13 protein-coding genes are annotated in these 15266 nt (G+C 68.5%); 6 read left to right on the plus strand and 7 right to left on the minus strand.

Features of this window, described 5'->3' with window-relative positions; all coding sequences use genetic code 11:
- Position 1: 1 nt before the first annotated feature.
- Together ACYQR9_RS18015 and ACYQR9_RS18020 are read right to left on the minus strand one after the other, a co-directional pair.
- Positions 2–4111: a Pls/PosA family non-ribosomal peptide synthetase gene (locus ACYQR9_RS18015; protein ID WP_461227590.1), complete on the minus strand. Its 4110-nt coding sequence runs from the start codon at positions 4109–4111 to the stop codon at positions 2–4.
- A gap of 153 nt (positions 4112–4264) precedes the next feature.
- Positions 4265–4849 (minus strand): histidine phosphatase family protein, encoded by a 585-nt coding sequence (locus ACYQR9_RS18020; protein ID WP_461227591.1) that lies wholly within the window; start codon positions 4847–4849, stop codon positions 4265–4267.
- A gap of 182 nt (positions 4850–5031) precedes the next feature.
- Here ACYQR9_RS18020 and ACYQR9_RS18025 point away from each other — a divergent pair, with 182 nt between their 5' ends.
- A complete protein-coding gene (locus ACYQR9_RS18025; RefSeq protein ID WP_461227592.1) occupies positions 5032–6021 on the plus strand; it encodes a polyphosphate kinase 2 family protein in 990 nt (329 codons plus the stop codon).
- Positions 6022–6045: 24 nt separating this feature from the next.
- Here ACYQR9_RS18025 and ACYQR9_RS18030 read toward each other — a convergent pair whose 3' ends face one another.
- A complete protein-coding gene (locus ACYQR9_RS18030) occupies positions 6046–6576 on the minus strand; it encodes a helix-turn-helix domain-containing protein (protein WP_461227593.1) in 531 nt (176 codons plus the stop codon).
- A gap of 138 nt (positions 6577–6714) precedes the next feature.
- On the opposite strand from ACYQR9_RS18030, the gene ACYQR9_RS18035 reads away from it, so the two are divergent.
- Both ACYQR9_RS18035 and ACYQR9_RS18040 read left to right on the plus strand, forming a co-directional pair.
- On the plus strand, positions 6715–7413 hold the full coding sequence (locus tag ACYQR9_RS18035; protein ID WP_461227594.1) for an MOSC domain-containing protein: 699 nt from the start codon (positions 6715–6717) through the stop codon (positions 7411–7413).
- A gap of 72 nt (positions 7414–7485) precedes the next feature.
- On the plus strand, positions 7486–8640 hold the full coding sequence (locus ACYQR9_RS18040; protein WP_461229836.1) for an AAA family ATPase: 1155 nt from the start codon (positions 7486–7488) through the stop codon (positions 8638–8640).
- Positions 8641–8663: 23 nt separating this feature from the next.
- Here the strand turns inward: ACYQR9_RS18040 and ACYQR9_RS18045 are convergent, their stop codons facing one another.
- From ACYQR9_RS18045 to ACYQR9_RS18060, 4 genes are all read right to left on the minus strand, one after another.
- On the minus strand, positions 8664–9704 hold the full coding sequence (locus ACYQR9_RS18045) for a hypothetical protein (RefSeq protein WP_461227595.1): 1041 nt from the start codon (positions 9702–9704) through the stop codon (positions 8664–8666).
- A 94-nt stretch (positions 9705–9798) separates the two neighbouring features.
- Complete coding sequence (gene fabI / locus ACYQR9_RS18050) at positions 9799–10644, minus strand: enoyl-ACP reductase FabI (protein WP_018043432.1); 846 nt, start codon at positions 10642–10644, stop codon at positions 9799–9801.
- A 114-nt stretch (positions 10645–10758) separates the two neighbouring features.
- Positions 10759–11700, minus strand: a complete 942-nt coding sequence (locus ACYQR9_RS18055) for a DnaJ C-terminal domain-containing protein (RefSeq protein WP_056423910.1) — start codon at positions 11698–11700, stop codon at positions 10759–10761.
- Positions 11701–11882: 182 nt separating this feature from the next.
- Positions 11883–12326, minus strand: a complete 444-nt coding sequence (locus tag ACYQR9_RS18060; protein ID WP_207412068.1) for an RT0821/Lpp0805 family surface protein — start codon at positions 12324–12326, stop codon at positions 11883–11885.
- Between the two features lie 174 nt (positions 12327–12500).
- Here ACYQR9_RS18060 and pdxH point away from each other — a divergent pair, with 174 nt between their 5' ends.
- The 3 genes from pdxH to ACYQR9_RS18075 all read left to right on the plus strand — a co-directional run bounded on the left by pdxH (position 12501) and on the right by ACYQR9_RS18075 (position 15255).
- On the plus strand, positions 12501–13166 hold the full coding sequence (gene pdxH, locus ACYQR9_RS18065) for a pyridoxamine 5'-phosphate oxidase (RefSeq protein ID WP_461227596.1): 666 nt from the start codon (positions 12501–12503) through the stop codon (positions 13164–13166).
- Positions 13167–13376: 210 nt separating this feature from the next.
- The gene (locus ACYQR9_RS18070) at positions 13377–14099 is read left to right on the plus strand and encodes an SDR family NAD(P)-dependent oxidoreductase (RefSeq protein WP_056423904.1); all 723 of its coding nucleotides are present in this window, start codon (positions 13377–13379) and stop codon (positions 14097–14099) included.
- Positions 14092–15255 (plus strand): hypothetical protein, encoded by a 1164-nt coding sequence (locus tag ACYQR9_RS18075; RefSeq protein WP_461227597.1) that lies wholly within the window; start codon positions 14092–14094, stop codon positions 15253–15255. Before ACYQR9_RS18070 ends, ACYQR9_RS18075 begins: the two co-directional genes overlap by 8 nt.
- Positions 15256–15266 lie beyond the last annotated feature (11 nt).

Genomic DNA, 15266 nt, shown 5'->3' on the forward strand with positions numbered 1-15266 from the left:
TTCACGTCTTTGCGTGAATCACCGGCACTGCCGGCGCGCCTTCCCATTCCGAATGGCCCGGGATCGATTCGCCCTTCATCACGATGGTGAGCGGGCGCAGGCGGGCATAATCGCCGACCTTGGTGTCGTAGAGGACCGTCGAGAAGGCCCCTACCGATACGCCCTTGCCCACCACCACGCGGCCGACCTTCATGATCCGGTCCTCGTAGAGATGCGTCTGCAGGGCCGAGGTCCGGTTGATCACCGAATAGTCGCCGATGGTGACGCAGTCGAACTCGGTGATGTCGGTGGTGAGCATGCAGACGCCAGAGCCGATCTTCGCGCCGAACAGGCGCAGCATCCAGGGCAGGAACGGCGTGCCGACCAGGTGCTCCAGCAGAACCTTGCCGGCCAAGCCCCAGTACAGCACGGCCACCGCCTCGGTGCGCATGGCCCACCATGACCACATCGGCTGCATGCCGGGCTGGTAGGCCCCCATGAGCAGCCATTTCACCCCGATCACCGTGAAGGACTGGATGAAGGCGATGGCGACGCTGACGACGACGAAGCTGACGGCGAGGCCGGTCCAGTCCTGGGCCAGGATGGCGGGGTAGAAGTAGAAGTCGATGGCCGAGATCGCGAGGGTGATGAACAGCATCGGCGAGAACGAGGTGGAGAAGGCCTCGAAGATGCCGCGCCGGAGCTTCGGCCCGATGCCGGGCTCGTAGGTCTGCGCGTTGGAGCCGAGATCGACCTTCTGGCGCGAGGGGAGTTTGATGGGCGGCGAGCCGAACCAGGTATCCCCCGGCGCCATCAGGTCGTTGGCGGGCGGCTTCGACTTGATGCCCACCAGCATGTCGTCGGGGATCACGGCGCCCGGTGGCACCACCGCGTCGTTACCGACGAAGACGCGGGCCCCGGTGCTCACGGGATGCATGTGCATCCAGCCTCGGCGGATTTCCTCCTCACCGAACACGACCTCGTCGGCGATGAAGTTGCGCGCGCCGACATCCGCCAGATCGTAGCGTCCGGCGAGGTTGGTGGAGATCTCCGCCCCCTGCCCCATCCGCGCGCCCATCAGCCGGTACCAGGCCCGCATGTAGACGGTGGCGAAGAGTGAGGAGAGTGTCTCCAGCGTCACCTCGGCGGCGAGCGCCACGGCCCATTTGCGCAGGTAGAATCCGCTATGCACCGAGTAGGTGCCGGACGAGACCCGCGGCAGCACCAGCCAGCGGATGCCGGCGATGAGGAGCACCGTGCCCGCCGTCATCAGCATGGCGGTGGGCCAGGTCAGCAGCGGCAGATACCAGTGGTAGTCGATATCGGTGATGTCGCTGAGTGAATCGCTGAGCTGGTCGAAGATGTAGAACGCGGGGAAGATCGGCAGCAGCCCGACGGCCGGGATGGCGGCGAGCAGGAAGGCGTAGACGGCGAGGAAGCCTGCGCGTCGGCGGGGCGAGGCCCGGGCGGCTTCGGGCAGGACGGAGGGGTCGGCCATGCCGACCTTGCGGCCGGGTGAGCCGTCCCATTGCTCGGCGCGTTCCACCACCGTGCCGGTGGGGATCGTGGTGAGATCGGCGATCTCGGCAAAATCGCCGATCGTCGTGTCCGGGCCGATGACGCAGGACGTGCCGATGGCCACATCGGCGCCGATGCTGACGGTGCCGATGATGAGTTCGTCGCCCACCACTTCGGCATTGGCGATGACGAGGCGGCCGCCGAGGGAGGCCCCTTCCCCGACGCTGAGCAGGTCGGGCGCGCCGACCTCGATATCGGAGATGAGGGCATCGGCACCGATCTTCGCGCCGAGGAGTCGCAGGTAGATGGCGATGGCGGGCGAACCCTGGAGCCATTTCACGTGGACGAGCGGGGTCAGCCGCTGCGTCAGCCACCAGCGGTAATAATAGACGCCCCAGAGCGGGTAGCGGCCGGGCTTGGTCCGCCCGAGGATCAGCCATTTGGCGCTGATCGCGATGCAGGCGGTGACGGCGTTGATGCCGATATAAACCAGCAGCAGCACAGCGATCTCGCCGAAGAAGCCGAGCGAGCCGCCTGTGAGCAGCAGGTAGGTGACGAAGATTCCGAGCCATTGCGACGTGGCGAGCGCGATGACGAATGGCAGGGCGATGGCCTGCGCGGTCCCGCAGAGGATGCGGCGCAGGAGCGGCGGCGCCACGAATCCGAGGTCGCGTACGGCCATCTGGGTGCCGACGCCGCCGGTGCGCTCGATCAGCGCCTCCGACATGGCCCGGAGGGTGCGCCGGGTATAGACGTCCTGCAGGGTGATGGCCGCGAGGGCGGGCGCCTCGCGCACGGCGCCGACGAACCGGGCCGCGAGTAGCGAGTGGCCGCCGAGATCGGCGAAGAAATCGGCCTCGAACGGGATCGGCTGGTTGCCGAAAACCTGCTTGGCGGCGGCCAGCATCGCCGCCTCGGTCTCGTTGTCGGGCAACTCCTGCTCGCCGGACAGGTCGGCGACGGTGAGGGTCGCGATGCGCAAAGCCTTGCGATCGACCTTGCCCGAGGTCAGGCGCGGCAGCACCTCCACCACCTCGAAATGCCCCGGCACCATGTAGGGCGGCATTTGTTCGGCGAGGGTGTGGCGCAGGGCGGCCTTGTCGAATTCCGTTCCCCGCTCGGGGATCAGGAAGGCGACGAGGCGGTCGACGCCATCGTCCTGGCGCAGGACCACCGCCGCCTGGTTGATGCCGGCCTGCGCCTGGATGCGGGATTCGATCTCGCCGAGCTCCACCCGGAATCCGCGGATCTTGACCTGGTCGTCGATGCGGCCGTGGAAGACGATCCGCCCCTGCGCATCGAGGGAGACCGCGTCGCCCGACCGGTAGAGCACCGGGTCGGTCCCGTCGGAGGGGAACGGGTTGGCGACGAATTTCTCCGCCGTCAGCTCGGGCCGCTGGAGATAGCCCGCCGCCACGCCGGGGCCGCCGATGAGAAGTTCGCCCTGCTGGCCGGGGCCGAGCAGGTCCAGGCTCTCGCCGGCCACATAGACGGAATAGTTCGGGATCGGCCCGCCGATCGTGACGGGCTCGCCCGGCCGCATCTCGGCGGCAGTGGCGACCACCGTGGCCTCGGTCGGACCGTAGGTGTTGAACAGCTTTCGCGATTCCGTGGCCCAGCGGGCGACCAGGGGCTCCGGCAAGGCCTCGCCGCCCAGCAGCACGAGGCGGACGCTCGGCAGCGTCTGTGACAGCATGGCGAGCAGCGTCGGCACCGTGTCGAGCACGGTGACGCGGTTCTGCGTCAGGATGTCGGGCAGCGCCTCGACATCGCCCATCATGGCCGGGCTGGCGACGAACAGCGTCGCGCCGACCAGATAGGGAACCCAGATCTCCTCCATGGAGAGATCGAACGCCACCGAGGCGCCCTGGAACACCACATCGTCGGGCCGCATCCCATAGAGCGCGTTCCCCGAGCGCAGGAAGTGGCAGATGTTGGCGTGGCTGATGACGATGCCTTTCGGCACCCCGGTCGAGCCGGACGTGTAGATCAGGTAGGCGGGATGCGCGGGGGTCAGGCCGGCGCCGCGCGGGTCGGGACGGGGCGCATCCGCCGGCACTTCGGCGAGAAGCGCCTCCGGGGTCAGGGCCGGCTTGGCCGCCGGCGCCTGGGGCGCGAGGGCGGGCGAGACCAGGAGCAGCTTCGCCTCCGCATCGTCGAGGCAGACGGCGACGCGATCGGCCGGTGCCTCGGCGTCGAAGGGCAGCCAGGCCGCTCCCGACATCGTGATCCCGATCTGGCTGATCAGCAGGTCGGGTCCCCGCGCCATCCAGAGTCCGACGACGTCGCCGGGGCCGATTCCGCGATGCGCGAGGCCACGGGCGATGGCGCCCGCGCGAGCCTCGACCTCGGCATAGGAAAAGGCGGGATGACGGCCGGCCGCGTCCCGGCTCGCGCCGTCGATGATGGCGGGATGGTCCGGGCGCAGGCGGGCGCTGTCGGAAAAGATCTCTCCCAGAACCTCGTCCCGGATGAGGTCCGGGCGGCTCTTCCCGCGCAGCACGGCCTTCCGCTCCGGCGCTCCGCCGCCGCTATGCGACCCGGTCTCGCCCCATTCGGCCTTGTCCACAAACGACTCCGCCCGAGGCCGGGTCGTCTCGGCGAGACTGCTCATCCGATGCTCCGCTGCCGGCCCCGCCGCTGCGAGGCCGTCCTTTTGACCGGGTTAGGCGCCCGGATCGTGCCGAAAACGCGGCGCCCCGATGTGGTCGCGCCCTCTAGCACGTTTGCCGAGCCGCCTAGAACTGGTCTTCACGGAGAAAGCACGTCAGGCCCAGTGCCAGCGGGCCCGGTCCAGGACGAGGACACTGCCCTGGCGGATCGCCATCCGGGGTGCTTCGCGGATGCTGGCATAGCCCAGGATCACCAGGATCGCGCGGGCGACGCCGCCATGAGCGACGATGACCGCCGGCGGCTGCAACTCGGCGATCGCCGGTCTCACCCGTTCCACCAGCATGGCGTAGCTTTCGCCATGCTCGCCGGGCGGGCGGTAGCCCCAACGGTCGCGGTCCCGCGCCAGGGCGCTGCCGCTGTCACGCCGACGGATCTCGGCCCAGGTCGAGCCTTCCCAGGTGCCGAAGTTGATTTCCTTCAGCCGAGCATCGACGGCGTAGTCCTGCGGTGCGAGGTCGAGGCGGGCCCGGAGGACTTCCATCGTCTGCCGTGTGCGCTGGAGCGGGCTCGCGACGAACCGGGCCTCGCTGAGGCTGTCGCCCGCTACGGCTTTCAGGCGCTCGGCCACGCTTTCCGCCTGGCCCAGGCCCGTGGCATTGAGGGGCACGTCGCGCTGGCCCTGGAGTCGGCCGGCCGCGTTCCAGTCGGTCTGGCCGTGCCGGATGAAATACACCGTCATGCGCGCCGGCCGGCCATGGCGGCGTGCCGCGCTGCCCCGGAACGGCCAAGGCCGCGGATCGTTGTCGCGCTCAAGGTTGCTCCACGCGTTACGGGCATCGGCGGGTCGCCTTCCCGGAGAGGCGGCTCGCCCATGCGGTGCCCGCTGCATCGATTGAATATCGTATAAGGTGAGTTGTGATCATGTCGAAGAAGCGCGGCAAGCGGCATTCGGGCCAATCGGACGACATGGGTCGACATAAACCCAAGCCGCCGGCCCGCCGGCCCGAATCGGACAAGCCGCCCTCCTCCGCGGCCTGGGCTCGTTCGGCGATGCGGTATCCCGACCGCGCGAGCCCGATCGACACGGCCTCCATCGCCTCCTGCGCCGCGGCGGGCATCGTCACGGTTCAGCCGGGCGAAGCATTGGATCTGGCCGCGATCGACGCCGATGCCGATGGCGGGCTCGACAAGGAGGCGTCCAAGCAGGCGCTCCTCGTCGAGCATGGCCGCATCCAGGCACTGCAGGAGCGGCTCTATGCCGAGCATCGGCGCAGCCTCCTCGTGGTGCTTCAAGCTATCGATACCGGTGGCAAGGACGGCACCATCCGCTCGGTCTTCGAGGGGGTGAACCCGCAAGGGTGCCGGGTGTGGTCGTTCAAGGTCCCGAGCGCGGAGGAGCGCGACCACGACTTTCTCTGGCGCTACCACGCCAAGGTGCCGGGACGCGGCATGATCGGCGTGTTCAACCGCAGCCATTACGAAGACGTGCTCGTGGTGCGGGTGAAATCCCTGGAGCCGGAGGACGTATGGCGGCCGCGTTACGACCTCATCAACGATTTCGAGCGGATGCTGACCCTGTCGGGCGTCACCGTGCTGAAGTTCTTCCTGCACATCTCGAAGGACGAGCAGAAGGAGCGCCTGGAGGCGCGGATCGCCGACCCCGAGAAGCATTGGAAATTCGATGCGGCCGACCTCGTCGAGCGCCAATCCTGGGATGCCTATCAGAGCGCCTTCACCGATGCCCTGAGCCGTTGCTCCACCCCGCACGCGCCCTGGCACGTGGTGCCGGCCAACCGCAAATGGTACCGCAACCTCCTCGTCGCCCGCACCATCGCCAACACCCTGGAGGCGATGGACCCGCGCTATCCGGACGCTCAGCCGGGCATCGCCGAGCTGACGGTGCCGGATTGAGGGGGACGATGCCGCTGCGTCGCCTCATCCGGTAATGATCACCAGCACCGATGCCGGTGCGCTGCCGAGGCGGCGGAGACGGTGCGGCAGGCCGCCATCGTAGGTGGCGCAGTCGCCGATACCGAGGGCGACGCTGCGGTCCGCCACGACAAGTTCGACCTCCCCTGCCAGGACATAAGCGATCTCCTGGCCGCCATGGGTAGGACGATCCTCGGTGAGGAACGTCTCGCCCGGTTCGACCATGTACAGAGCGGCGGCCCGTCCCGCCTCGGCCGGCAGCAGAGCGTGAACCGCATAACCGGCGTCACGGGTCGTGATCCTGGCCCCGGCGCGCGCGACGATCACGTCGTCTGCGGCGGCCTTCTCCCCGAACAGTTCGGACATGCTCGCCCCGAGCCCCATCGCGATGGCCTCCAACGTGGCCAGGGATGGAGCCTTCTGACCGCGCTCGATGCGCGACAGGTGGCCCTTGTGGACCCCGACGCGGGCGGCGAGGGCATCGAGGGTGAGATGGCTGCGGCGTCGAAGCGCCCGGATGCGTTGTGCGACCGACATGCCCCCACATAACCGGCTTTCACCGGGTCGGCAACGCGATGCGCCGTTGACAAATCGAAGACCGCGGGACAACGAAGGCCTCATGAGACAACAAGTTGTCTCATGGTTTGTCGTAGGTGACTTCGGTGGGGGCCGACTATGCGTGTGACGATCGAGGCCGTGCTGGTGGGGCGGGTCGCGCCTCTGGCTTCGACTGGGAAGCCCAGTGGCATCGATAAGTCGGCCTCGGCCGGCCCTGTGCGGATCGGGTTCGAGGGGCTGGACGGCGATGAGCAGGCGGATCGTCGTAACCATGGTGGGCCGGAGAAGGCCGTCCATCACTATCCGCTCGATCACGCTCCGGCCTGGCGAGCCGACCTTCCCGGAGCGCCAGCCCTGCTCGAGCGGCCGGGTGCTTTCGGCGAAAATCTCTCGACCCACGGGCTCACCGAGGCCGACATCTGCATCGGTGACCTTTGGCGCGCCGGTACCGCCCTGCTCCAGGTGAGCCAGGCCCGTCAGCCGTGCTGGAAGCTGAACGCCCGGTTTGGCGTGACCGACATGGCCGTGCGCGTGCAGAAGACCGGGCGGACCGGCTGGTATTACCGCATCATCGAGACTGGCACGGTCGGGGCGGGAGACGATCTCGCACTGGTGGAACGGGCGCACCCGGACTGGCCGCTGTCGCGGCTGCTCCGGGTCTTCTATGTCGACCGGCTCGATCGGGCGGCGCTGGCTGAGATCGCCGCCCTGCCGTCCCTGTCGACGTCCTGGCGAACCCTTGCCGCACGACGCCTCGACAAGGGGCAGGTGGAAGATTGGAAACCCCGGCTGCAGGGAGATGCAAGCACCGCCTGACCCTCTCGAGCGCTTGCCCGCGATGGCCGCATGCGCTTCGACTGGCCCCGCATCTTCGGCGAAGGCGGCCCCATGCTCACCGTCCGTAACATCTCCTCCACCGGGTATCGGTCCCTCAGGCGTATCGGCTTCCCGGTGGATGCTCTCTCCGTGTTCATCGGTGGCAACGGTGTCGGCAAGACCAACCTCTACCGGGCGCTCGAACGCCTGCAGGCCGCCGCCGCCGGCACGCTGGTGCGTGATCTCGCGGCGGAAGGCGGGATGGACTCGGTCGTCTGGGCCGGACCACGCAGCGGCAAGGGACCGGTGCGGGTGGGATGGTCCGTCGAGCTCGGCGACGAGGCGGCGTCCGTCGCCTACGGATACGAGATCGAGGTCGGTCTGGTGCCCCAGTCGGAGGACGGCTCCAGGGGAGCCGCCTTCCGGCTCGAACCGCAGATCAAGCGGGAGCGGCTCACCGTCCTGTCGGGCCGGCGGCCGGCGGTCATGCTCGAGCGTGACGGACCTTCCGGCTTCGTGCGCGGCGATGACGGCCGTAAGCGCTCGCTCGGCTCGAGTCTCCTCGCCACCGAAACCGCGCTCGCGGCACTTCAGGACGCAGTCGCGTTTCCCGAACTGCATCTCGTCCGGCATGCGCTGCTGGATTGGCGCTTCCACCACGATTTCCGCACCGACGCGGCCTCGACCCTGCGCCGGCCCTGCCTCGCCGTCACCACGCCGACCCTGTCGTCGGACGGATCCGACCTCGCCGCCGTCTTCGCCACCCTCCGGCACATCCGCGAGGACAGTGTCGATCTCGACGGGGCGGTGGCCGATGCCTTCCCCGGCGCGCGCCTCGTCATCCCGTCGCCCGGCCGCGAGGCGAGCTTCGGGATGGTCTTTCCCGACTACCCCAAGCGCGTGTTCGAGGCCGCCGAACTGTCGGACGGGACGCTTCGCTACCTCGCCCTCGCCGGGGCCCTCCTCGCCTACCGGCTCCCGCCCTTCATCGCCCTGAACGAACCGGAGACGAGCCTCCACCCGGACCTGCTCGAGCCCCTGGCACGGATGATCGTGACCGCGTCGCGTCGCACACAGGTCTGGCTGGTGACCCATTCGGAGCGGCTGGCCGACGCTCTCAGGGAGCAGAGCGGCGTGTCGCCCCGCCGGGTGGTCAAGCGGGAGGGGGCGACCTGGATCGAAGGGCTCAAGCTGTCGGGAGAGTTCGCGGAAGCCGACGACGCGTGACGGGGGCTCTCAAGCGCAGCTGGTCATGCCCTGTCGCCGTGGTCGGGCCGCCAGCGCCGGAGAGATCCCGGCAGCGTCCGTATCATCGCCCCGCCGATCCTGTCGGCATGGCGCTGGTAGAGGATACCGAGGCCGATCAGGCCTAGACCGATGAGCGACAACGCGAAGGGGAAGAGCAGCGAGTCCTTGAACACCCGGCTCGCCAGATCGCCGAGATAGAGCGCCACGCCGATGGCGCCGAACACCGCGTAAATCCGCCGCGAGAGGAAAATGGCGAGGCCGATGAGTGCGACGTTCATCAGGGCGTAGAGTGCCTTCGCCACCTCGCTGTCGGAGAATTGCCACGTCACCGCGCCCCAAAAGGTGAGGATGCCTGCAACATGGAGCCAGAACGCGTAATCCGTTCGCTTCTGGCACAGGTCCACCGCCCAGGCGAAGGCGATGAGGCCGAGGCCGAACCAGAGCGAGATCGTCCGGCGGGTTTCCCAGTCGAGATCCGGCCCCGTGGCCCAGAGGCCGATATCCATGGACAGGAACCATAGGGCCACCGCCGCGATCACCGTGATGAAACCGAAGCGCGTGGCGCGCAGGGCGATGGCCGAGGTCAGGAGCGTCGCCGCTTCCATGGGCACCCAGCCGCCCTTGATCCAGGCGAAGACGTCGCGATAGGCGCCCGGCCGGCCCTGCTCGCCCCAGCCCCAGCTCTCCTGCAGGCCGTAGACGGCGAGCGGCGTCATGGCGACGGCGCAGGCGATGAGAAGACCGCCGGGGACTGGCGGGTCGTGCGCGATGCGAAGGTGCCGCCCGGCGGCGACGAAGGCGGCGGCGTAGATCAGGGCGGTGGCGGTGAGGGCCGGTCCGCCGATCAGCCCGAAGGCGAGGGTCGAGAACAGGCCCATCGCCCCGATGACCACCAGGGCGCCGGCATACCAGAGCACATGGGTGAGATCGAAGGCCGCGCCGCGGCCCGGCTGCGCGGCGTAGAAGGCGGCGAGCGCGCGTGCCTGTTGGGCGGTGATGATCCCGGCGGAGGCCGCGTCATCGAAGTCAGGGCGAGTCTTCACGATGACGGGGCCTCGGCGGAAAGCGGCCCCGGACCGGGTCGGTGTTCCGCCCTACTCGCCCGGGGCGGACGGCGCGAAGCGCTCGCGGTCCGCCTCACTCCTTGCTGTCGAGCCTCAGATCCGGGGCGTCCGGGTTCTTCATGCCGACGACGTGGTAGCCGGCATCCACATGGAGGATCTCGCCCGTCATGCCGCGCGACATGTCGGAGATGAGATAGGACGCGGTCTCGCCGACCTCCTCGATCGTCACCGTGCGCCGCAGGGGCGCATTGTACTCGTTCCACTTGAGGATGTAGCGGAAGTCGCCGATGCCGGAGGCGGCGAGCGTCTTGATCGGCCCCGCCGAAATGGCGTTGACGCGGATCTTCGAGGGGCCGAGATCGGCCGCGAGATAGCGCACGGAGGCTTCCAGCGCCGCCTTGGCGACGCCCATGACGTTGTAATGCGGCATCCACTTCTCGGCGCCGTAATAGGTCAGGGTCAGGAGCGAGCCACCATTGGGCATCAGCTTCTCGGCCCGCTGGGCCACCGCGGTGAACGAGTAGCACGAGATCATCAGCGACTTGGTGAAGTTCGCCTCCGAGGTCTCGACATAGCGGCCGGTCAGCTCGTCCTTGTCGGAGAAGGCGATGCAATGGACGACGAAGTCGATCCCCTGCGGGAAGACGCGACCGGCCTCCGCGAAGACGGCGTCGATGGAAGCGCCGTCGGTGACGTCGCAATGCCCCACCACATGGGCATCGAGCTCGCGCGCCAGCGGCTCGACCCGCTTCTTCAGCGCATCACCCTGGTAGCTGAAGGCGAGCTTGGCGCCATGCGCATGGGCGCTCTTGGCGATGCCCCAGGCGATGGACCGGTTGTTGGCGACACCGAGCACCAGACCGCATTTCCCGGCGAGCAGGCCGCCGACGTGATCGTGTACCGGGTTCGTATCCGCCATGGGTCACCTGAGCGAGAGGCCGTCGCGCGCCGAAGCGGACCCGTCCGGACCTGGGGGGAAGCGCTCGCGCCGAGGCATCCTTAGCGGAGGTGCGCCGGTGACGGAAGTCCGGGCCTACGCCTGTCCAGTGCCGGTGCGGGCCGCTCGACGCGCATTGGCATAGGCGATGAGGTTCTCGTCCTCGCTCGCGGGCAGCGAGATCGCCGTGGTGGCGAACAGATCGCCGCGGGTGCCATCCTTCTTCGGCAGACCTTTGCCCTTCAGGCGGAAGGTCCGGCCCGAACTCGTCATGGCCGGAACACGCATCTCGACCGCGCCGGTGAGGGTGGGCACGCGGATCGGGCCGCCGAGGATCGCATCCTCGAGGGCGAGGTCGACGGAGGTGCGCAGATCCGCCCCTTCCACGGTGAAGCGCGGATGCGGCAGGATGCGGATGGTCAGGAGGGCGTCGCCCGGCGAGGAGCGTGGGCCACCCGGGTTGCCGAGCCCGCGCAGGCGGATGGTCTGCCCGTCCACGACGCCTTTGGGGATCACCACGTCCACGTCGCGTGAGCCCAGCGAGATCCGCAGCTTCTCCTCGCTCGCCACCTGTTCGAGGGTCACGGAGAGTTCGGCGGCGAGATCCTCGCCCTTCATCGGTCCCCTCGCGCCCGGACCGCCACCGGCACCGCCCCGGAACGTGTCGCCGAACAGGTGCGAGAAGATATCCTCGCCGATCCCGCCGCCACCGGCCCGGCTGCGCGCGGCGCTCTCGAAGTCGAAGCCCGCGGAGCGGGCGCCGCCCGGGCCACCACCGAAGCCGCCGAACCCATCGAAGCCGGATGGCGCACGAGGCCTGCCGTCGGAGTCGATCTCGCCACGATCGAACTGGGCGCGCTTGGTCGCGTCGCCGAGGATTTCGTAGGCGCTGTTTGCCTCCGAGAAACGGTCCTTGGCCTTGGCATCGTTCTTGTTGGTGTCGGGGTGGTAGGCCTTGGCGAGCTTGCGATAGGCCTTCTTGATGTCGGCCTCGCTGGCGCCCTTGGCCACACCCAGCACGTCGTAGGGATTGCGCATCGTCTGTTATCGGTCTCGGTGCCGCACGGGGCCGGGCTCATGCCCGCTCCCTGTCGAAATCTTCCGCTATGTGGAATGGCTGTTGCTTCTTTGCAACGGTCGTTCGACAGGATTCGACGGTTCGATCCAGGCGTCAACCCATGGGTCCGCCGGACGATCCCTGGCGGCGGACGATCTTGCCCCTACCCTTTCGCTTTCGCCATGCGGACGCGGGTCAATTCCCACTCTCCCCCCGAAGGCTTGCACCCGGTGCCGCGAACGAAGCGGCTGCGGACAGGGGCGATGACCGAGGCGAGGAAGTCGCGGCAGATCAGCTCGTTGGCCACATAGGGAAGTCCCGTCGGGCTGATCGATCCACGCAGGGACGAATCCGGGTTGTCCCATTTCACCGGACGGCCGTTGCCCTGTGGATCGAGGGCCACCGCCAGAGCCGCATGGGCCCGGCGCCAATCCTCGTCGCTCATCTCGTTGCCGAAGCTCTTCGGGCGCTTGTCGATGCTTCCCGTGACCAGGGGCTCCGGGACAGTCACTTCCGGTTCCGCCTTGCTCTCACTTTGGAAAGTGAGGATTGGAATGCCGCAGCCGGCGAGCGACAAGGCCACCGCCACGCTCCCCGACATCAGCATGGCGGTGCATCTGACGCGGGCGAAGCAGGGTGCGGCGCCGTCACGGGTGACGGCGGGTAGGGCTTTACTCTCGCTCCGACGCATTACACCTGTTCTCACGACGTGACTTGAACGACGACAAATCGTGTCCCACGTCGGTGCCCCCGACCCGGATCTCACTCACAGGATTACGCCTTGGATCGGTTAAGGATCGATGAGCCGGCCCCGTCCGGCATTGTCTCACCCGCCTCGTCCCCCCTCGGGGCCGCTGGAGACTTCACACTGTCCACAGACCCCTGGGCATTGTTCGCCACTTGGATGGGCGAGGCCGAACGCGCGGAGCCCGAGGATCCGAACGCCATGGCCCTCGCCACGGCCGGCTCCGACGGGCTGCCGGACGTACGGATGGTGCTGCTGAAGGGCGTCGATGAGCGCGGCTTCGTCTTCTATACCAATGTCGACTCGGCCAAGGGCGAGGAGCTGGCGCAGAACCCGCAGGCCGCCCTGGTCCTGCATTGGAAGAGTCTGCGCCGCCAAGTGCGCGCGCGGGGCCCAGTGAGCCATGTGTCGCTCGAAGAGGCGGATGCCTATTTCGCGAGCCGCCGCCGCGAGAGCCGACTTGGCGCCCATGCCAGCCGCCAGTCACGCCCCCTCACGGACCGTGCTACTCTGGAAGCGGAGGTTGCCGCCCTGTCGGCCCGCTACGAGGACCAGCCGGTCCCGCGCCCGGAGAACTGGACCGGGTTCCGCATCGCCCCGGTCTCGATCGAGTTCTGGCAGGACGGCCCCTACCGCCTCCATGACCGCGTCCGCTTCACTAGGGACGGCAGCGGCTGGAATGGGGCAAGGCTCTATCCCTGAGGGCTGGAGTTCCGCCGCCAGACAGGCTCCCTCGCGGCAAGAGTTTTCTGGAGCGATTCCAGTCTTGCTGCGACGCGGGATCGACCCTGGATTTCCCGGCCGCCGCGGCTTAGACCTTGGCATGGCACGGCGGGATGATCTCGGCTGTCCACCGCCTCCGAATCCTGAGGAACGGCCTTGGCCATATCGAGCAATGAACGCCGCCGCGTCATGCTGCTGACGGGCGCAAGCCGCGGAATCGGCCACGCCACGGTCAAGCGCTTTTCCGCGGCCGGATGGCGGGTGATCACCTGTTCGCGTCACGCCTTCCCGGAGAATTGTCCGTGGGAGATGGGGCCGGAGGATCACCTCCAGGTCGATCTCTCCGACCCGGAAGATACGATGCGCGGCGTCGCCGAAGTGGCCGGACGCTTGGCGGATGAGGGCGGCCTGCTTCATGCGCTGGTCAACAATGCCGGCATCTCGCCCAAGGGCGCCAATGGCGAGCGCCTCGGCGCCATCGCCACGGAATTCGGCGACTGGCGCAAGGTCTTCCAGGTCAACGTCTTCGCCCCTCTGCTCCTGGCGCGCGGCCTCTGCCAGGAACTCACCCGCGCCAAGGGTTCCATCGTCAACGTCACCTCGATCGCGGGCTCGCGCGTCCATCCGTTCGCCGGTGCGGCCTACGGCACGTCGAAGGCGGCGCTCGCCGGCCTGACCCGTGAGATGGCCAGCGATTTCGGGCCCCTCGGTGTGCGGGTGAACGCGATCTCGCCCGGCGAGATTGACACGGCGATCCTGTCGCCCGGCACCGACAAGATCGTGGCCGGCATCCCGCAGCGGCGCCTCGGCACGCCCGACGAGGTGGCCAAGGCGATCTACTTCCTTTGCACGGAGGCCTCGTCCTACGTGAACGGCGCCGAGTTGCACATCAACGGCGGCCAGCATGTCTGAACGAGGTGCGCGCTCGGCGCTCCTCGCGGTTTCCCTTCTCGTCGCTTCGTCCCTGAGCCCGCAGCCGGTCCGAGCCGACCCGGTGGTGACGATCCTCGACCTGCCGTTCAGGGCGCGTGCCATGCGCGGCCCCGGCAGCGAGGTGTCCCTTGCGGTGGCGACCTCCGGCCTCCTTCCGCTTGCCCGTCCCAAGGGATTGAAGGGCGAGGTGGTGGAGGATGTGCCGCTGGCCGTCCTGTGGGGCGACGAGGGCGGTGCGGCGCTGACCCTCGCCGACGGCAAGATCGCCACAACCCTGCTCGGTGTCGAGGCCATCGACGGCCTCATCGCTTCCGAGACGCCGCGCGGCGCCATTCCCGGCACCCGGCGCGCGACCCTCGGTGCGGTCAGTGCCTACCTGTCCGATTCCGTCCGTCCCAATGCCAGCGAGCCCGAACGCGCGGCCACGCTCACCATCCGCGAGCGCCAGCCGGTGGGAATGAGCGCCGACCCGAAGCCCGTGCCCATCGTGACCACCGCCGTCGCCGCCGGGGCCGGGGCGGCCTTCGCCCTGCGCCGACCGATTGCCGCCCTCGTCGATGGTCGGCCGGTCGTCGTCGCGGTGACGGCGCAAAGCGGCGGATCGGCTTTGGCCGTCGTGGGCAAGACGACAACCGACGCGAACAAGCCCCCGGCGGAAGCCGACAAGGCCTGGACCGTCCTTGCCCGAAGTCCCGTCCAGGAGCCGGGAGCGGGCGGGCAGGCGCTGACCCTCGCGGCGATCGGCGACGTGTCGAAAGCCGGACAGCCCCGTATCGTCGCCGTGGCGGCTCCGGATGGGGCCGGCATCCTCCAGCTTTGGGCCTTTGAGGGTGGAGCCCTTCGCCTGATCGGAGAGGCACCAGGCTACACCACCCTATCCCCAGGCGAGGGCGGGGCCGATCTGTCGGCCCTTGTCGATGCCGATGGGGATGGCGTCGCGGAACTCGCTGTGCCGGTGGCGGATCGGAGCGCCCTGGCGATCCTGTTATTGAAGGACGGCATCCGAGAGGTGAAGCGCGTTCCCCTGCCCGGCCTTGCCGCCTTTGGCGTCGCCGCCATCGGCCAAGGCACCCGCACGCGCCTGCTCGTCGGCCTCGCCGACGGCCGGGTCGCGCTCATCTCTCCGCAACCGTGAATCGGCGAGCT

It is taken from the genome of Methylobacterium sp. CM6241, assembly GCF_054817845.1.